Annotated in this window: 19 protein-coding genes; 9 read left to right on the top strand and 10 right to left on the bottom strand. The window is 58.8% G+C overall.

The features are described 5' to 3' along the window. Positions 1-7: 7 nt before the first annotated feature. Positions 8-1915: an esterase EstP gene (estP, locus tag AC4IHP_RS12335; protein ID WP_490831793.1), complete on the bottom strand. Its 1908-nt coding sequence runs from the start codon at positions 1913-1915 to the stop codon at positions 8-10. 407 nt (positions 1916-2322) lie between these two features. Here estP and AC4IHP_RS12330 point away from each other — a divergent pair, with 407 nt between their 5' ends. The 4 genes from AC4IHP_RS12330 (at position 2323) to AC4IHP_RS12315 (ending at position 5637) form a co-directional block, all read left to right on the top strand. Beyond that, positions 2323-2916, top strand: coding sequence for an aminodeoxychorismate/anthranilate synthase component II (locus AC4IHP_RS12330; RefSeq protein WP_039757738.1), 594 nt, complete (start codon positions 2323-2325; stop codon positions 2914-2916). A gap of 9 nt (positions 2917-2925) precedes the next feature. After that, complete coding sequence (gene trpD / locus AC4IHP_RS12325) at positions 2926-3975, top strand: anthranilate phosphoribosyltransferase (RefSeq protein ID WP_041476682.1); 1050 nt, start codon at positions 2926-2928, stop codon at positions 3973-3975. After that, complete coding sequence (trpC, locus tag AC4IHP_RS12320; protein ID WP_073476588.1) at positions 3972-4811, top strand: indole-3-glycerol phosphate synthase TrpC; 840 nt, start codon at positions 3972-3974, stop codon at positions 4809-4811. Before trpD ends, trpC begins: the two co-directional genes overlap by 4 nt. Before the next feature lie 127 nt (positions 4812-4938). Continuing rightward, complete coding sequence (locus AC4IHP_RS12315) at positions 4939-5637, top strand: lipoate--protein ligase family protein (RefSeq protein ID WP_460121827.1); 699 nt, start codon at positions 4939-4941, stop codon at positions 5635-5637. Here AC4IHP_RS12315 and crp read toward each other — a convergent pair. Next, positions 5634-6278: a cAMP-activated global transcriptional regulator CRP gene (gene crp / locus AC4IHP_RS12310; protein WP_016772920.1), complete on the bottom strand. Its 645-nt coding sequence runs from the start codon at positions 6276-6278 to the stop codon at positions 5634-5636. The genes AC4IHP_RS12315 and crp overlap by 4 nt on opposite strands. 235 nt (positions 6279-6513) lie before the next feature. Between crp and AC4IHP_RS12305 the strand changes: the two genes are divergently transcribed. Beyond that, positions 6514-6936, top strand: a complete 423-nt coding sequence (locus tag AC4IHP_RS12305) for an OsmC family protein (protein WP_016772921.1) — start codon at positions 6514-6516, stop codon at positions 6934-6936. A 237-nt stretch (positions 6937-7173) separates the two neighbouring features. Then, on the top strand, positions 7174-7968 hold the full coding sequence (gene speD / locus AC4IHP_RS12300) for an adenosylmethionine decarboxylase (protein ID WP_024014530.1): 795 nt from the start codon (positions 7174-7176) through the stop codon (positions 7966-7968). A gap of 110 nt (positions 7969-8078) precedes the next feature. On the opposite strand, the gene coq7 is transcribed toward speD, so the two are convergent. From coq7 to hemJ, 6 genes are all read right to left on the bottom strand, one after another. Beyond that, complete coding sequence (gene coq7 / locus AC4IHP_RS12295) at positions 8079-8726, bottom strand: 2-polyprenyl-3-methyl-6-methoxy-1,4-benzoquinone monooxygenase (RefSeq protein WP_490831792.1); 648 nt, start codon at positions 8724-8726, stop codon at positions 8079-8081. A gap of 186 nt (positions 8727-8912) precedes the next feature. After that, positions 8913-9251 carry a histidine triad nucleotide-binding protein gene (locus AC4IHP_RS12290; RefSeq protein WP_016772924.1) on the bottom strand — a complete coding sequence of 113 codons (339 nt, stop codon included), beginning with the start codon at positions 9249-9251 and terminating at the stop codon, positions 8913-8915. A gap of 56 nt (positions 9252-9307) precedes the next feature. Then, positions 9308-10096 carry an SDR family NAD(P)-dependent oxidoreductase gene (locus AC4IHP_RS12285; protein WP_056786709.1) on the bottom strand — a complete coding sequence of 263 codons (789 nt, stop codon included), beginning with the start codon at positions 10094-10096 and terminating at the stop codon, positions 9308-9310. Positions 10097-10157: 61 nt separating this feature from the next. After that, positions 10158-11105, bottom strand: coding sequence for a DUF805 domain-containing protein (locus tag AC4IHP_RS12280; RefSeq protein ID WP_490831791.1), 948 nt, complete (start codon positions 11103-11105; stop codon positions 10158-10160). Positions 11106-11182: 77 nt separating this feature from the next. Beyond that, a complete protein-coding gene (locus AC4IHP_RS12275; RefSeq protein WP_490831790.1) occupies positions 11183-12151 on the bottom strand; it encodes an NAD(P)H-dependent flavin oxidoreductase in 969 nt (322 codons plus the stop codon). Positions 12152-12184: 33 nt separating this feature from the next. Next, positions 12185-12613 (bottom strand): protoporphyrinogen oxidase HemJ, encoded by a 429-nt coding sequence (gene hemJ / locus AC4IHP_RS12270; protein ID WP_490831789.1) that lies wholly within the window; start codon positions 12611-12613, stop codon positions 12185-12187. Between the two features lie 133 nt (positions 12614-12746). Between hemJ and argC the strand changes: the two genes are divergently transcribed. Next, positions 12747-13781 carry an N-acetyl-gamma-glutamyl-phosphate reductase gene (argC, locus tag AC4IHP_RS12265; protein WP_056786719.1) on the top strand — a complete coding sequence of 345 codons (1035 nt, stop codon included), beginning with the start codon at positions 12747-12749 and terminating at the stop codon, positions 13779-13781. Positions 13782-13928: 147 nt separating this feature from the next. Beyond that, complete coding sequence (gene erpA / locus AC4IHP_RS12260; RefSeq protein ID WP_007918905.1) at positions 13929-14279, top strand: iron-sulfur cluster insertion protein ErpA; 351 nt, start codon at positions 13929-13931, stop codon at positions 14277-14279. 69 nt (positions 14280-14348) lie between these two features. Here erpA and AC4IHP_RS12255 read toward each other — a convergent pair whose 3' ends face one another. Together AC4IHP_RS12255 and AC4IHP_RS12250 are read right to left on the bottom strand one after the other, a co-directional pair. Next, positions 14349-15440: an anhydro-N-acetylmuramic acid kinase gene (locus tag AC4IHP_RS12255; protein WP_460121813.1), complete on the bottom strand. Its 1092-nt coding sequence runs from the start codon at positions 15438-15440 to the stop codon at positions 14349-14351. Positions 15441-15443: 3 nt separating this feature from the next. Beyond that, positions 15444-16868, bottom strand: a complete 1425-nt coding sequence (locus tag AC4IHP_RS12250) for a peptidoglycan DD-metalloendopeptidase family protein (RefSeq protein ID WP_490831788.1) — start codon at positions 16866-16868, stop codon at positions 15444-15446. Between the two features lie 212 nt (positions 16869-17080). Between AC4IHP_RS12250 and tyrS the strand changes: the two genes are divergently transcribed. After that, positions 17081-18280, top strand: a complete 1200-nt coding sequence (tyrS, locus tag AC4IHP_RS12245) for a tyrosine--tRNA ligase (RefSeq protein WP_490831787.1) — start codon at positions 17081-17083, stop codon at positions 18278-18280. Positions 18281-18534 lie beyond the last annotated feature (254 nt).

Below are 18534 nucleotides of genomic sequence, written 5' to 3'. Positions count from 1 at the left end.
CTACACCTCAGAAATCCAGCACGACCCCGACATTCAGTCCCTGCTGCTTGAAGTCATCGTCCTTGCGGAACGTATAACCGCCACGCAGCGCCAGATCCGCCGTCAGCTTGTGGCTGACACCGAGGCTCAAGCGGTTCAGGTGACTTGCCGGTGTGTAGCCTTCAAGGGTGAAGTCATTCGTCGGCAGGGTATTGAGTGCGATGTTGACCTTCTGCACGTCATCTTCGTACTCACGCTCGTGGGCGTATTCGCCGTACACCTGGGTTTGCGCGGTGAAGTTGTACTTGCCCTGAATGCCCAGGCCCAAACGTTTCGAATCGCGGCTCTGGTCATCGAAGGTCAGCGCGGTGGCGCGGTTGCTCTTCTCCGAGTAACCGTCGACATCGACACTGGCGTAATCGGCGCTGACAAACGGCGACAGGTGCCATTGGCTGCCCGGTTGCGCAATGTCATAGCCGAGACGCGTGCTGAACGCCCAGAGGCTGCCGTCGGTATCGCCTTTCTCCGCACCCTCGCTGGCGCCGAGATCGAACTTGCGCTTGAGGTTGTCGTAGTCGAGTTTGCCGCCGGTCAGCGCAGCATCGGCCCACCAGCGGTTCTGCTGGAACTGGGCGAACGCGGTGGCCATGTAGCTGTTGAGTTTGTAATCGGAGTCATTGTGCCCGGCTTCGAGATTCTGCCGGTACAAACCGGCCGCCACGCCCAGGCGCCAGGCTTCGTTCAGGCGATAGCTGCCGCCGACGTTGAGGTTGTAACCGCTGCCATCGGCACTGGCGCCGCTGCTCTGGCTGTCGACATCCAGACGCTGTCCGCCGGCCGAGACAATCGCACGCCATTGGCCGACCGCTTGCCAGTTCTCCCAATCCGCCTGCCACTGATTACGCAATTCATCCTGATGCGCGCGCACCGTGCCATGGGCCATTTCCGGCAGCAGGCTCAGTTCCCATGGCGCTGCCAGCAACGAATAGGCGTAATCGGCAATCAGTTTCTGCCCGGATTCGGTCGGGTGTACGCCATCGTTGTAGATCAGCTTGGTCGGATCCGGCGTGGCGCTGTTGATCCCGTAGCGGGGGTTTTCCGGGCAGTTATTGCCACTGAAGCAGGTCGCGGTGAGGTTCTGGTCGGTGGCCAGGCCAAAGCGCCCAGGGTCGGCGAAGACTTCCGAGAGCAGCACCGGAATGTTCAGTGGAATGACTTCGGCGTTGATGCCCTGCAGGCGCGTCACCAACTGACTGTTGAACTGGTTGGCGAGGGTGCTGCTGAATGCTTGCAGCGGCGTGCCGTTAAGGGCCGGGGTCAGGCCCACGTCAGGCAGCAGCCAGACCATCACGTATTTGGCACCGGCGGTCTGCAACGTCTGCACGCTGTCGGCCAGCCGATCGGCTGCGGCGTTGGCCTGGGGCAGGCTGAGAATACGGCCCTGGAGGAAGTCGTTGCCGCCACCGGAAATGTAGTACAGCGCATTCGGGTCGGCGCGGAAGCCGTTCGATGGCAGGTAGCCGGCGCGGGTGCGTTCGCCGGTGGCCGATTGGGTGGTGATCGAGTCGAGAATCTGGTCGGTGCGATAACCACCGACCGCCCAGTTGTTGCCGTCGGGCTGGCCGTTTTCGGCTCGCACTGCGGAGCTGGAAGAAGCTGTCTGGTCAGGCGAATAGCCCAGGCGGGCGCCGAGCAACTGCGTGGAATTCAATGAATAAACTTCGCCGCTGCCATCCTGATACACCGGCCCTGTGCGGTTGGTGTAGCGCTCGGTGGAACCCGCCGGGCCGCCCGTGTCGGCGAAGGTGCCGGCATCGTTGAGGCTGTCGCCGAACACAATGAAACTGGAATAAGGATTGGGCGCCGCATTGGCCTGGGCGCAGGCGAGTGCGAGCACGCAACTGGCCAGCGGTACAAACAACGTCTGTCTGATCATGAGCAAGTCCGTTTATTTATTGTTGTAGGTGAACGAAACGACAGTACCAAAAACGTTCGGCATTTTGCCATCGGTCGCGAATCCTTCTGCCGTTTTCCAGCCCGCAGGCCCCGCCATATTGCACGCTCCGCCCAGCTAAGTTACTGTGCCGGAACGTATGAACGAGACCTTCCCCGTGTTGATCACCAGCAAACTTCTGGATCAAGTCATCAAGGCACACGCCCGCTGGCGTTGGCGCGCCTGAATCTTTTCTGCCGGCTCCGCCGGATCTGTATCGCTTTGCCTTCCTTGTCTGTTTGAAATGCCGCTGTGCTGGCGCCCTGTGCGCGTCCGACATCGCGCAGCGCTCTGCGGGCAAGTCATCTGAAGGCTGTCATCAAGTCAGAATTCAAGAGGTTCGAAACGCCATGTTGCTGATGATCGACAACTACGACTCCTTTACCTACAACGTTGTGCAATACCTCGGCGAGCTGGGTGCCGAAGTCAAAGTGGTGCGCAACGACGAACTGACCATCGCCGAAATCGAAGCGCTGAATCCCGAGCGCATCGTGGTTTCCCCGGGGCCGTGCACGCCTACCGAGGCTGGCATTTCCATCGACGCGATCAAGCACTTCGCCGGCAAACTGCCGATCCTCGGCGTCTGCCTCGGCCACCAGTCCATCGGCCAAGCCTTCGGCGGTGATGTGGTGCGTGCCCGCCAAGTCATGCACGGTAAGACTAGCCCGGTATTCCACGAGGACAAGGGCGTGTTTGCCGGCCTCAATCATCCGCTCACCGTTACCCGTTACCACTCGCTGATCGTCAAGCACGACAGCCTGCCCGATTGCCTCGAGCTGACCGCGTGGACCCAGCACGATGACGGCTCGGTCGACGAGATCATGGGCCTGCGTCACAAGACCCTGAACATCGAGGGTGTACAGTTCCACCCCGAGTCGATCCTCACCGAACAGGGTCATGAACTGTTTGCCAATTTCCTCAAACAAACCGGCGGCACGCGCTAAGGACTTCCCATGAATATCAAGACAGCCCTCAGCCGTATCGTCGAACACCTCGACCTCAGCACCGATGAAATGCGCGATGTGATGCGCGAGATCATGACCGGGCAATGCACCGAAGCGCAGATCGGCGCGTTCATGATGGCCATGCGCATGAAGAGCGAGAGCATCGACGAGATCGTCGGCGCCGTATCGGTGATGCGCGAGCTGGCCGATCAGGTCGAGCTGAAAACCCTCGACGGCGTCGTCGATGTGGTCGGCACCGGCGGCGATGGTGCGAATATCTTCAACGTCTCGACTGCGTCCTCCTTTGTTGTTGCAGCCGCCGGTTGCACCGTGGCCAAGCACGGCAACCGCGCGGTGTCCGGCAAAAGTGGCAGCGCCGATCTGCTGGAAGCTGCCGGCATCTACCTGAACCTGACGCCGGTCCAAGTCGCGCGTTGCATCGACAACGTCGGCATCGGTTTCATGTTCGCCCAGACTCACCACAAAGCGATGAAGTATGCCGCCGGCCCGCGCCGCGAACTCGGCCTGCGCACGCTGTTCAACATGCTCGGCCCGCTTACGAATCCGGCCGGTGTGAAACATCAGGTAGTCGGCGTATTCACCCAGGCGCTGTGCCGGCCATTGGCCGAAGTCTTGCAGCGGCTGGGCAGCAAACACGTGCTGGTGGTGCATTCGAAGGACGGTCTTGACGAGTTCAGCCTCGCCGCGCCGACCTTTGTCGCCGAGCTGAAAAACAACGAAATCACTGAGTATTGGGTCGAGCCGGAAGATCTCGGCATGAAGAGCCAGAGCCTGCACGGCCTGTCGGTTGAAGGCCCGGAAGCGTCGCTGGCGCTGATTCGCGATGCCCTCGGCAAGCGCAAAACCGAAAACGGCCAGAAAGCTGCCGAGATGATTGTGCTCAATGCCGGTGCGGCGCTTTACGCCGCCGACCTGGCAAGCAGTCTGAAACAAGGTGTGGAGCTGGCGCACGACGCGCTGCACACCGGCCTCGCTCGGGAAAAACTCGAGGAGCTGGGTGCCTTTACCGCGGTATTCAAAGTGGAGAATGAAGGATGAGTGTACCGACGGTTCTGGAAAACATTCTGGCGCGCAAGGTTGAGGAAGTCGCCGAGCGCAGCGCCCGGGTCAGCCTGAGCGAGCTGGAAAGTCTGGCCAAGGCGGCCGATGCACCCCGTGGTTTTGCCCAGGCTTTGCTGGCGCAAGCAAAGAAAAAACAACCGGCGGTGATTGCCGAAATCAAAAAGGCTTCGCCGAGCAAAGGCGTAATCCGCGAAGACTTCGTGCCGGCTGACATCGCCAAGAGCTACGAGAAGGGCGGGGCCACGTGTCTGTCGGTGCTGACCGACATCGATTACTTCCAGGGCGCCGATGCCTACCTGCAACAGGCGCGCGCCGCCTGCAAGTTACCGGTGATCCGCAAGGACTTCATGATCGATCCCTACCAGATCGTTGAAGCCCGCGCGCTGGGCGCCGATTGCGTGCTGTTGATCGTCTCCGCACTGGACGACGTGAAGATGGCCGAGCTGGCCGCCGTGGCCAAAGGCGTCGGTCTCGACGTGTTGGTGGAAGTGCACGACGGTGACGAACTGGAGCGCGCGCTCAAGACCCTCGACACACCGCTGGTCGGGGTCAACAATCGCAACCTGCACACCTTTGATGTCAGCCTGGAAACCACCCTCGATCTGCTGCCGCGTATCCCGCGCGATCGCCTGGTGATCACCGAGAGCGGCATTCTCAATCGTGCCGACGTCGAACTGATGGAAATCAGCGACGTGTATTCGTTCCTGGTCGGCGAAGCGTTCATGCGCGCGGAAAATCCGGGCATTGAATTGCAGCGCCTGTTCTTTCCGGAGCGTGGTGGTCCAGTAGTGAGCGGTTCGACCCTCGACTGACCGAGTCGACCTCATTCGCGAGCAGGCTCGCTCCCACATTTGGAATGCATTTCCCCCTGTGGGAGCGAGCCTGCTCGCGAAGGGGCCTTCGAATCCGCTAAAGAGACTCAACTTGCCGGAGCCCACCATGTCGCTGCCAACCCCGCTGACCATCGAATCCGGCCTGCAAGCCGAACAGGACTTGCTGGCCTCGGTCTGTGCCGGCGACGCCGAATTCGGCCTGCTGTTCTGGCAGCCCACCGATCGCGCGCTGGTCATGCCGCGCCGCCTCAACCGTCTTCCGCAATTCGACCACGCCTGCGAAGTCTCCGCTGTCGCTGGCTGGCCTGTGCTGTTGCGTGAAACCGGCGGTGAGCCTGTCCCGCAATCCGCTGCAACCATCAACATTGCCTTGGTGTATGCCCCCCCTCGCAGTGAAGGCGACTTGAACCGCATCGAAACCGGCTACCGTCGGCTATGCGATCCGATCTGTCAGTTGCTGGATGAATTGGGTGGCACCTCGTCAGTCGGGGAAATCGACGGCGCATTCTGTGATGGTCGTTTCAACGTCAATCTCGACGGTCGCAAAATGGTCGGCACCGCCCAGCGCTGGCGCCAGAGTCAGGGCGGCCAGCGTCCGGTGGGGCTGGTGCACGGTGCGATGCTGATGGATGACGAGCGCCAATCGATGGTCGCTGCGGTCAATCGCTTCAATGAAGCCTGCGGGCTGGAGCAGCGGGTGAGGGCGCAAAGCCACATCGCCCTGCATGAGAAATTCAACGCGCCACAGGCGTTGGCGCGTCTCGATGAATTGTTTCGTTTGATGCTGGCGCAGATTTACGTCTAGCGCGTGCCGAAGACCACCATGGTCTTGCCTTTCACATCGACCAGGTTGCGTTCTTCAAGGTCCTTGAGTACGCGGCCGACCATCTCTCGCGAACAGCCGACGATTCGACCGATCTCCTGGCGGGTGACCTTGATCTGCATGCCGTCCGGGTGGGTCATGGCGTCCGGCTGTTTGCACAGCTCCAGTAAGCAGCGGGCGACTCGGCCGGTGACGTCGAAAAACGCCAGGTCACCGACTTTGCGCGTGGTGTTACGCAGGCGTTGTGCGATTTGTCCGCTGAGGGCGTAAAGAATGTCTGGATCCTGCTGCGATAACTCGCGGAACTTGGCGTAACTGATTTCCGCGGTTTCACATTCGACCTTGGCCCGCACCCAGGCGCTGCGTTCCTGCTCCTGACCTGCCTGCTCGAACAGACCCAGTTCGCCGAAAAAATCCCCGGCGTTGAGGTAGGCGATGATCATCTCGCGGCCATCGTCGTCTTCGATGAGGATGGTGACCGAACCCTTGATGATGAAGTACAGCGTGTCCGAGCGATCGCCGGCGCAGATGATGTTGCTCTTGGCCGCATGACGCCGACGCTGGCAATGCATCAACAGCTTGTCGATGTTCTTGATTTTGGGTGTGGGGGTAATAGCAACCATGGTTGTATCCCGAAAAGACTGCACGGTGATGTTTGAGTTTTTATGAGGCGCTGAAGGCGGTCGCTACAGGGCTGACGAATTGGCGCCAGCGAATTGGCGCCAGCTTACCAGACACTTCGTCGAAAATTCGAGAAATTACCTACAGCCAGAAAGCATCCGTCCTAGGACGTCGTTCCTGTCGGGACAAAGCGCTGTGCTAAGCTGGCGACCCTTTTTTTACAGTGGAGTCTGGGCGATGAAGGCACGCATCCAATGGGCTGGCGAAGCCATGTTCCTCGGTGAATCCGGCAGCGGTCATGTCGTGGTGATGGACGGCCCGCCAGATGCCGGTGGGCGTAATCTCGGGGTTCGCCCGATGGAAATGCTCTTGCTGGGTGTCGGCGGTTGCAGCAACTTCGACGTGGTCAGCATCCTGAAGAAGTCGCGCCAGGCCGTTGAAAGCTGTGAAGCCTTCCTCGACGCCGAGCGTGCGACTGAAGATCCCAAGGTGTTTACCAAGATCCATATGCACTTCGTGGTCAAGGGCCGGGGCCTGAAAGAAGCTCAGGTCAAGCGCGCCATCGAGCTGTCGGCCGAGAAGTATTGCTCGGCGTCGATCATGCTTGGCGCGGCTGGCGTGGCAATCACCCACGATTATGAAATCGTCGAACTCGGCTGAACCGACATTCAACTATCATAAAAGCAGTGCAGACTCTGGCGATCCCCCGCTGACGTCTGCATAATGCGCCACTTTTTTCAGGGCAGTGATCGGTCAGCCGACGGGTCATCCGCCTGAACAGATAACCAAAATCGCCATCGCGAAGAGGTGTTAACCGTCCTACGCAGGTGCGTTGTTCGCACTTGACGGGCATGCTTGATCACGCGGCCGCGCCGCATACATAGAGAGTTTTTAACGGTGAAAAGCAAACTCAAGCTCCACGGGTTCAATAACCTGACAAAGACCTTGAGCTTCAACATCTATGACATCTGCTACGCGGAGACCCCGCAAGACCAGCAGGCTTACGTCGAGTACATCAATCAAGAGTACAACGCGAAACGCCTGACGCAGATTCTCACAGAAGTTGTCGAGATCATTGGTGCCAACATCCTGAACATCGCCAGTCAGGACTATGAACCCCAGGGCGCCAGCGTCACGATTCTGATTTCGGAAGAGCCGGTGACCCCGACTGACAGCCAGATCGAAGAATCGCCGGGCCCGTTGCCCGAAATCATTCTGGCCCACCTCGACAAGAGCCACATCACGGTGCACACCTATCCGGAAATCCATCCGGACGACGGTATTGCAACGTTCCGTGTGGATATCGACGTGTCGACCTGTGGTGTCATTTCACCGCTCAAAGCGCTCAACTTCCTCATTCACCAGTTCGATTCGGACATCGTGACCGTGGATTATCGTGTGCGCGGCTTCACCCGTGACGTTGAAGGCAATAAACACTTCATCGACCACGAGATTAATTCGATCCAGAACTACCTCTCCGAAGACACCCGCGACGCGTACCAGATGACCGACGTGAACGTGTACCAGGAAAACCTGTTCCACACCAAAATGCTGCTGAAGAACTTCGAACTGGACAACTACCTGTTCGGCGACGCGACCAGCAACCTCTCGCCCGAGCAACGTGCCCAGGTGACCGACCGGGTGAAACACGAAATGCTGGAAATCTTCTACGCGCGCAACATGCCGACCTAAGATTACCGGACAAAAAAAGGCGACCTCCTGGTCGCCTTTTTCATGCCTCACACAAAACCTCTGTGGGAGCGAGCCTGCTCGCGAAGAGGTCATCAGCACCGACACAGATCTCAGATCCGATAAGTACTCTTGGTCATCACCTTCGCCAACAAACTCATGCCGAATTTTACCGGCGCCGGGAAACGAAACCCGCCTGCATCCAGAGCACTTTCCGCATGGTGTTCTTCATCGATGCGCATCTGCTCGAGAATCGCCCGGGACTTCTCGTCCTCGGCCGGCAATTGCTCCAGATGCTCATTAAGATGCTTGCACACCTGATGCTCGGTCGCCGCTACGAAACCAAGACTGACCTTGTCGCTGATCAGCCCGGCCACCGCGCCGATACTGAATGACATGCCGTAAAACAGTGGATTGAGCACGCTGGTGTGGCTGCCCAACTGATGGATGCGCTGCTCGCACCAGACCAGGTGATCGATCTCTTCTTCAGCCGCGTGCTCCATGGCCTCCCGCACCTGTGGCAACTTGGCGGTCAGCGCCTGTCCCTGATACAGCGCTTGGGCGCAAACTTCGCCGGTATGGTTGATGCGCATCAGACCGGCGACATGGCGGGTGTCTTCATCGCTCATCTGCGTATCCGGCTGCAGAATCGCTGGCGACGGACGGTACGGCTGGCCACTGAAGGGCAACAGCGTGCGCATCGCGGCATCGGCTTGCAGCAGCAGACGGTCTATGGGCGAGTAGTGACGTTGGGTAGTCATGCTGACCTCCGGGAAGAATCTCGGCGGCCAGTTTAACCGAATCGGCCGGCGAGGGTTTGCGCTGGGTCATTGGCCGCTGATTTTGCTCTTTGTGGGAGCGAGCCTGCTCGCGAAAGCGGATTATCGGCTACTGAAGTGTTGAATATATCGGCGCCTTCGCGAGCAGGCACAGTCGGTTGTCGCCCATCAGCCCGGCGGCCAGTTCATCTGGCGCTGCCCCAGCACGTGCATATGAATGTGATAGACAGTCTGCCCGCCAAGTTCATTGCAGTTCATCACCACGCGGAAGCCTTCTTCGCAACCCAGCTCCAGCGCCAGACGCTGCGCAGTGAACAGGATGTGCCCGGCCAGCGCCTTGTCGTCTTCAGTCAGGTCATTGAGCGTGCGCACCGGTTTTTTCGGGATTACCAGAAAGTGCACCGGAGCCTGTGGGGCGATGTCGTGGAAGGCCAGAACCTGGTCGTCCTCGTAAATGATATTGGCCGGGATTTCCCGGTTGATGATCTTGGTGAACAGAGTATCCACTGCTGTTTCTCCGTTGAGTTGGGCTGAATCGAGTGTACCGCTTCGAAGTCTTGTTCCTAGCGGGGGCAGTAAGCTTTATTGACCATGCCGACAATCGTCCGGTTAAGCCAGCGCGAGCCCAGTCGCGGCAGGAACGCCAGCCAGCGGTTGCGTCGTCCCGGAATGATAATGGCGCGGTTTTTATCCAGTGCACGTACGGCATGCAGTGCGACCTCTTCCGGACTCATCAGCGAGTGGCTGCTTTCGATCTTTTCGCTACTCATCTGTGCGGTACGGAAGAACGGTGTACGTGTCGGCCCGGGGCACAGTACCGAGACTTTGACGCCGCTTTGTTTGAGCTCCACGCGCAAGGCCTCGGAAAAGTGCAGCACGTAGGCTTTGCTGGCGTAATAGGTGCTCATCCAAGGGCCGGGGCTGTACGCGGCCACGGACGCGACGTTGAGAATCTGCCCGCCGCCCAGCAGCGCCATGCTGTTACCCAGCGCATGGCAGAGGCGGGTGAGGGCGAGGATATTGACCTCGATGAGGTCCTGCTCGGTCATCCAGTCCTGCGCGAGAAACGGCCCGCAGGTGCCGATGCCGGCACAATTGACCAGCAGATCGATCTGCCGATCGCCTTCTTCCAGCTCCAGCAAAAAGCCCGACAGGCGCAACGGTTCGCCGAGGTCGCAGGCGCGAAACAATACTTCGACATCGAAACGCTGCGTCAGCTCGATGGCGATACTTTCCAGCTGATCACGTTGTCGTGCCACCAGAATCAGGCTGCGGCCGCGCCTGGCCAGCGCTTCGGCCATGGCCAGGCCGATGCCGCTGGAAGCGCCAGTGATCAGAGCGTAACGGGTCATGCAGTTCTCCATCGCAACAGCTCCGCGCCGGCGACGCGGTTGTCACGGCGGGGAGCGCTGTTCATTCTTGCGCAGAGTCTACAGGGGCCTGCGCCGGTTCGGCTGCCTCGTCGGCGGAAATCGCTGGCGGTTCGACGACCTCAACCTCATCGGTGGTCACCGAACCACTGTCATAGCTGCTCTCCAGATTGCTTTCGTACTCCTCCTGCACAGCCGAGAAGCCGCCGAGGAGTCCACCGGCAAATATCAGCGCGAAGAACACGATCCACAAGGAACACAGCACTTTCACCGCCGTGCTGTTGGGCGGTGGCGGTGGGCCGTAGCGGTTGGCGCCGGCATTGCCGGGTACGACCATGATCACCAGCGGGAAGAAGCTGCCCACGAACGGCACCAGGTTCAGCAACCACAGCCAGCCCGACCAGCCGATATCGTGCAGGCGCTGAACGCTGAACAGAATGCTGACAATCATGAAGCCAATGAACAGGAAGACCGCCAGAATGCCACCGAGGATCAGGCCGGTGGTCGAATCGCCGCTGACCAGACCCAGCGCAATCAAAGCAAACACGCCGACGATGGGCAGGGTCACCAGGCTCAAGACCATGGTCCAGGCGAGAAAGCGCAGGCGACCGATCCGGCCTTCGACGCTGAATGGCTTGAGCGTAGCGAATGGCGGCAGAGCTTCACCGACATTGGCGCGCGGAGGGGCGTAAGGCGAGTCAGTGTCCACCACCACTGCAGGGTTATCGTGGACATCCGCCAGATTCAGCTCGATGGCGGTTTCCGCTTCTATCCGCGCGTCGATCCCGGTTTTGTTCAACGCCTGCAGATACGTCTGTGCATCACTGTGGGACAAGTCACGCTTGAGGGCGACGGCGCGGCCACTGAACAGGCGCTCAATGGCGGCCACATCGGTTTTGAACAGATCCGCCAGATTCAGTTTGGCGGTGGTGAGGTCGACGCCGGGCTGCAGCGCGCCGTCGAAGACGATCTTGTAACGGGTGTCGCTCATGGCCGAGGCATCCTTGTCGCGATTGGGTTTGCTGTATTCAGTTCGAGGCCAGTCTGCCAGCGACTGGCCGGGGTATCTCAGCGCGGCCAGCGTTGTGGCAGCTGTGCAGCGCGCGTTTGGGCTTGACGATATTCAGCGTCCAGCCTTGCGATCAATTGGTCCACGCTCGGCAGATCGTCAATCTGACCAACACCCTGGCCCGCCGACCATACGGTCTTCCAGGCCTTGGCCTCATCGTTGATCGGCTTGAGTTTGTCGCCGAAATTCACCTCGCCCTTGCCTTGCAGTGCAGCCATGTCGAAACCGGCCGCCTCCAGGCTCTGGCGCATGAAACTGGCCGGCACTCCCGACACCGCTGGAGTATGAATGATGTCGGCAGCCTTGGCTGTCAGCAGCATCTCTTTATAAGCGTCAGGCGCGTGACTTTCGGTGGTGCCGATAAATCGCGTACCGAAGTAGGCCAAATCCGCGCCGAGCAGCTGTGCGGCGAGAATCTCATGGCCATGGTTCAAACATCCTGCAAGCAACAGCGTCTTGTCGAAAAACTCACGGATCTCGGCAATCAGCGCAAACGGACTCCAGGTGCCGGCATGCCCGCCGGCACCGGCCGCAACGGCAATCAGTCCGTCGACACCGGCTTCAGCGGCTTTCTCGGCATGGCGCCGCGTGGTGACGTCATGAAAAACCAGACCGCCATAGCTGTGCACAGCGTCGACCAGCTCCTTCACCGCTCCGAGGCTGGTGATAACGATTGGCACCTTATGCTCGACACAGATATCCAGATCCGCCTGCAGGCGCGGATTGCTGTGATGAACGATCAGGTTCACCGCATAAGGGGCCGGATTTTCCAGCGTCGCCAGGCCCGCCTCGATCTGTTCCAGCCAAGCCTTGAAACCGCTGCTTTCGCGCTGGTTCAGCGCCGGAAAGCTGCCGACCACGCCATTGCGGCAGCAGGCGAGTACCAGCTCCGGATTGGAGATCAGGAACATCGGCGCTGCTACCACGGGCAGACGCAGACGTTGTTCGAGCAAAGCGGGCAGCGACATTGTGAACACCCCAAGGATCCGTATTGATTGAAGTTAGAACGGCTTGACCACGACCAGAATTACGATAGCCAGCAATATCAGAACCGGCACTTCATTGAACCAGCGATAAAAGACATGGCTGCGGGTGTTTTCGCCACTGGCAAAGCGTTTTAGCTGCGCGCCGCACATGTGGTGGTAGCCGATCAGCAGCACGACCAGGGTCAGTTTGGCGTGGATCCAGCCGCCCTGGCTGAAAAGGCTCGGGTTGAGGTAGATCAGCCAGCCACCGAAGATCAGCGTGGCGATCATCGCCGGGCCCATGATGCCCCGATACAGCTTGCGCTCCATGACGCTGAAGCGTTCCTGGCTGATCGTGTCGGTGCTTTGCGCGTGGTAAACGAAAAGGCGGGGCAAGTAGAACAGCCCGGCAAACCAGCAGACGATGCTGACAATGTGAAACGCTTTGAGCCATAGATAGAGCATTTTTGGTTATTCCCTCATTCACGGTAGCCAGATAGTAGAGGCTTGAGCGTCCGCGCGTCACCTTGGCGGTTGTCGCAGGCGCGCGCGGCCCCTATTATCGATGGCTTTCCAGTGGTTCGTTGAGGGCAGGTTTATGGTCAAGGTCGGTATCGTCGGCGGCACGGGTTACACCGGTGTCGAACTGCTGCGTCTGTTGGCACAGCATCCGCAGGCAGAAGTGGTCGTCATCACTTCCCGATCCGAGGCCGGTCTGGCCGTGGCTGACATGTACCCGAATCTGCGAGGTCACTATGACGGCCTGGCGTTCAGCGTACCGGACGTGAAAACCCTTGGCGCTTGCGATGTGGTGTTTTTCGCGACGCCACACGGTGTGGCTCACGCCTTGGCAGGCGAGCTGCTGGCGGCGGGCACCAAGGTCATCGACCTGTCCGCTGACTTCCGTCTGCAAGATGCTGATGAATGGGCCAAGTGGTACGGCCAGCCACACGGCGCACCGCAATTGCTGGACGAAGCGGTCTATGGTCTGCCGGAAGTCAACCGCGAGCAGATCAAGAAAGCGCGCCTTATCGCTGTGCCAGGTTGCTACCCAACCGCTACGCAATTGGGTTTCCTGCCATTGCTTGAAGCAGGTCTGGCCGATGCTTCGCGCCTGATCGCCGACTGCAAATCCGGCGTCAGCGGTGCTGGCCGCGGAGCGGCTGTAGGCTCGCTTTACTCAGAGACTTCGGAAAGCATGAAGGCTTATGCGGTAAAAGGTCATCGTCACCTGCCGGAAATTCGCCAGGGCCTGCGTCGCGCAGCGGGCAAGGATGTCGGCCTGACCTTCGTCCCGCATCTGACGCCGATGATTCGCGGTATCCACTCCACGCTCTACGCAACAGTAGCGGATCGCTCGGTAGATCTGCAGGCACTGTTCGAAAAGCGCTATGCCAACGAACCGTTCGTCGATGTGATGCCAGCGGGCAGCCACCCGGAAACCCGTAGCGTGCGCGGCGCCAACGTCTGCCGCATTGCTGTGCATCGTCCACAGGATGGCGATCTGGTGGTGGTACTTTCGGTAATAGACAACTTGGTCAAGGGCGCCTCGGGCCAAGCGGTGCAGAACATGAACATCCTGTTCGGCCTGGACGAGCGCTTCGGTCTGTCCCACGCCGGTATGCTTCCTTAACGGCCGCTACAGGTCAGGCGCCGCAAGCTTGAAGCTCACCGCTTGAAGCTTGCAGCTGCCTTTCTAATAGTTGACCAATTTTCTAGGACAAGCGGATAATGCGCGTCATCACGCATTATGGCGGCGTAACGCCGGGAGATAGTCAGCATGAGCGTCGAATCCTTCACCCCCACGGCTTTGCAATTCACTCAAGGTGCTGCGCACAAGGTGAAGAGCCTGGTCGATGAAGAGGGGAATGATCGCTTGAAGCTGCGCGTATTCGTTACGGGCGGCGGTTGTTCAGGGTTTCAATACGGTTTCACCTTCGATGAAGACGTGGCCGATGACGACACCATTGTCGAGCGCGAAGGCGTGAGCCTGGTGGTCGATCCGATGAGCTTCCAGTACCTGGCCGGTGCCGAGGTGGATTATCAGGAAGGTCTGGAAGGTTCGCGCTTCGTGATCAAAAACCCGAATGCCACAACGACTTGTGGTTGCGGTTCGTCGTTCTCGATCTGATCGCGCTTCACCGCACACAACAAAACGCCGCAGAGCCTTTCGGTTCTGCGGCGTTTTTGTATCTGAAGTTTAGGCCGGGTAGATGGCGCCAAGTACGCGCAGACCGCGAGCGCCGGTGACGCTTGGCCGATTGGCGGCGATGCCTTCGAGGCAGCAATGCGCAAGCCAGGCGAAGGCCATGGCTTCCACCCAATCCGGATCAACGCCGTGAGTTGCGGTGCTGGCGACCTTAGTGTCCGGCAGTAGAACCGCCAGACGTTTCATCAGCGTGGCGTTATGCGCGCCGCCGCCACAGACCAGCAGTTCCTGCGTGTCCGATTGAGCACTTTGCAGCGACTCGACGATCGTCAGCGCCGTCAGTTCGAGCAGCGTGGCCTGAACGTCTTCAGCCGCATAGCTCGGCAGGTGCGAAAGATGCTGTTCCAGCCAAGGCAGGTTGAACACTTCACGTCCGGTACTCTTCGGGCCTTTGGTCACGAAGAACGGGTCGCTTAGCAGTGCCTTGAGCAGGGTTGGTTCAACCTTGCCGGTTGCAGCCCATTTGCCATCCCGGTCATAGTTCTCGCCACGCTGCCGGTGAATCCAGGCATCCATCAGAACATTCCCCGGTCCGCAGTCGAAACCGGCTACCGGTTTGTTCGGCTCAATCAGGCTGAGATTGCTGAATCCGCCGACATTCAAGACCGCCTGGTTACCGCTACGCTCTTCAAACAACGCTTCGTGAAAGGCTGGTACCAGCGGCGCACCCTGGCCACCCGCTGCGACATCGCGGCTGCGGAAATCGCTGACGACGGTAATACCGGTCAACTCAGTCAGCAGAGCTGGATTACCGATCTGCACGGTGAAACCACGCGCGGGTTCGTGGCGAATGGTCTGACCGTGGCTGCCAATGGCGCGGATGGCATCGGGCTTGAGTTGTTGTTGCGCGAGGAGGGCGTGAATACCTGAGGCGGCAAGTTCGACCCAGTGTTGCTGGGCAATCGCCGAGCGGGCGATCTCGTCGGGACCGCTGGCGCACAAGCCAAGCAGCTCGGCGCGCAGGGAGTCAGGCATTGGCAGATAGTGGGTGGCGATCAGTTTGATCGCCGAGGTCTGCTCGATCAGGGCGATGTCCAGCCCGTCGAGACTGGTTCCGGACATCACACCGATGTACAAGGCCATGGCTTAGCGCTTGCTCGAAGCCAGCATGGTGGCTTTCTCTTGATCCATCCGCGCCATCAACGGCTGGCTTTGCGCAAGGAAGCGTGTGCGCTCGGACTTGGCGATCGGATCGGCCATCGGCAGTTTCTGGCCCAGCGGGTCGACGTGAACGCCGTTGACCTGGAACTCATAGTGCAAATGCGGGCCGGTGGAGAGGCCGGTGGTACCGATGTAGCCAATGACTTGACCCTGCTTGACGGTGCCGCCGGTTTTCACGCCTTTGGCGAAGCCCTGCATATGGCCGTACAGCGTACGGTAGGTGTTGCCATGCTGAATGATCACGGTGTTGCCGTAACCACCACGACGGCCGGCCAACAATACTTTGCCGTCACCGGCCGCCTTGATCGGCGTGCCTCGCGGGGCTGCGTAATCAACACCTTTGTGGGCGCGGATCTTGTTGAGAATCGGGTGCTTGCGGCCCATGGAGAACTTCGAGCTGATGCGGGCGAAGTCAACCGGCGTCCGGATGAAAGCCTTGCGCATGCTGTTGCCATCGGCAGTGTAATAGCTGCTGTTGCCTTGTTTGTTGGTGTAGCGAACGGCGGTGTAAGTCTTTCCGCGGTTGGTGAAGCGCGCCGACAGGATCGGGCCGGTGCCGACAGCCTTGCCGTTGATGACTTTCTGCTCGTAGATCACATCGAATTCATCACCCTGACGAATGTCCTGCGCGAAATCGATGTCGTAGCCGAAAACGCTTGCCATATCCATGGTCAGGCTGTGAGAAAGACCTGCGCGCGCAGCGGACTGCGACAATGAGCTGTTGATAGCGCCGTGGACGTAGGCAGTGCGAACAGTTGGCTTGGCAGTCACTCGGTTGAACGTATAACCCTTGTCATTCTTGGTCAGGGTGATGGTTTCAACGTCGCTGACCTTGCTGTGCAGGCTGGTCAACTGGCCTTCCGGACTCAGTTCGAACTCAAGTTTCTGGCCGCGCTTGAGCTGGCTGAACTGCTTGGCCTGCTTGTCGCTTGCCAGTACTTCGTGCACGGAGGCTGCCGGTAGGCCGACTTTTTCAAACAGTGTAGACAGCGTATCGCCTTTGGAAACCACGACTTCACGGTGCCCAGGCTCTTTCGGTTTCTCAGCAGGCGCCACAGGTGCTGGCGCTGTTTCAGCGGTTTGCGCGGCGTTTTGTTCGCTGTTTTCAATTTGTGCGAACGGCGAGGCTGCGGGCTCGTTTGTGGCTTGAGCCGCGTCAGCAGCGTCTTGATCTTGTGTCAGTTGTTCAGCAGGACTTTCCAGTTCAAGACTCAGAGTCGTCTTTTTGGCTTCAACATCGCTGGAGGGAAATACCAGCAGCGCCAGGCTGAGAAGGGCGGCGATTCCACTTGCGGCGAGCAGGTGGGTCTTCGGGTAAAGCGGGGGCGCTTTAGACGGTTCTGTGGTCATAGGTAATTTTTGACTTTGAAATAGATGAATTGGAAAAGATGAATGACATGATGAAGATGAAATAACTGTATAAAATATAACCAAATCATCGCTGAAGCAAGTCTACAGACCTCGGGTCTGTGGATTGGTGTCCGTGCGCCGGGCAAAACTTGTAATTGGTGCGCGTTCTTGTATGGTTGGTTCCCTTTGAATCTGAGCCTTGCGGGTCTGTTATGAAGTCGGTTGAAGAGCAGCTAGCGCTGATTAAACGTGGTGCGGAAGAACTGTTGGTCGAGTCCGAGCTGGTCGAGAAGCTCAAGCGCGGCCAACCGCTGCGTATCAAGGCTGGTTTCGACCCAACCGCTCCGGATCTGCATCTGGGTCATACGGTGCTTATTAATAAGCTGCGTCAGTTCCAGGAGCTGGGGCATCAAGTGATCTTCCTTATAGGTGACTTCACCGGGATGATCGGGGATCCGAGTGGCAAGAGCGCCACGCGTCCGCCACTGACGCGCGAGCAGGTTCTGGAGAATGCCGAGACCTACAAGACTCAGGTCTTCAAGATCCTTGATCCGGCGAAAACCGAAGTTGCCTTCAACTCCACCTGGATGGACAAGATGGGGCCGGCGGATTTCATTCGTCTGACGTCGCAATACACCGTCGCTCGCATGCTCGAACGCGATGACTTCGACAAGCGCTACACCACTAATCAGCCAATCGCTATTCACGAGTTCCTCTATCCGCTGGTTCAGGGTTATGACTCGGTTGCGCTGCGTGCGGATGTCGAACTGGGCGGTACCGATCAGAAATTCAACCTGCTGATGGGGCGAGAATTGCAGCGCGGTTATGGTCAGGAAGCTCAGTGCATTCTCACCATGCCATTGCTGGAAGGTCTGGATGGCGTGAAGAAGATGTCCAAATCGCTGGGTAACTACGTCGGCATCCAGGAGGCGCCAGGCGTCATGTACAGCAAGCTGGTTTCCATTCCGGATGCGCTGATGTGGCGTTACTTCGAGTTGCTCAGCTTCCGCTCGATGGAAGAGATCAACGCATTCCGTGCTGACGTTGAGGCTGGCGCGAACCCGCGTGATATCAAGATCAAGCTGGCTGAAGAGATCGTTGCGCGTTTCCATGGTGAAGAGGCGGCGGCAAATGCTCACCGTGGAGCTGGCAACCGCATGAAAGATGGCGAGCTTCCAGATGACTTGCCTGAGGTTGAGCTGGCTTCGGCTGAAGACATGCCAATCGCTGCCGTCCTTAATAAGGCTGGCCTGGTGAAGAACTCGGCGGCGGCGCGTGATCTGCTGGCGGCGGGTGGGGTGCGTGTTGATGGTGAAGTGGTTGATCGCTCCTTTATATATGTACTGGGCGCGACTCACGTGTGCCAGGCCGGCAAGAAGGCTTTTGCACGTATCACGCTGAAATCTGAATAAAGTTTGAATTAGGGGTTGACGGCGAATTTTAGAAGTCTATAATTCGCCCCACTTCCGGCGCAGTCGAAACGGAAAACTCCTTGAGATTCAAAGAGTTACGCGGTTTTCGACAGCGGCTTGCTTCAGATCATCGAAGCCTGGAAGGAGTTGAAAGAGCGGTGATGTTTGGCTCTTTTAACGGTTCGATCTTCTCGGTCGAAAGCGGAGAAAAAGAGGTGTTGACAGCAGCGATTAACGCTGTAGAATTCGCCTCC

The sequence above is a fragment of the Pseudomonas sp. UF-293 genome (genome assembly GCF_058245595.1).
This window is presented reverse-complemented; position numbering and strand designations above follow the sequence as displayed.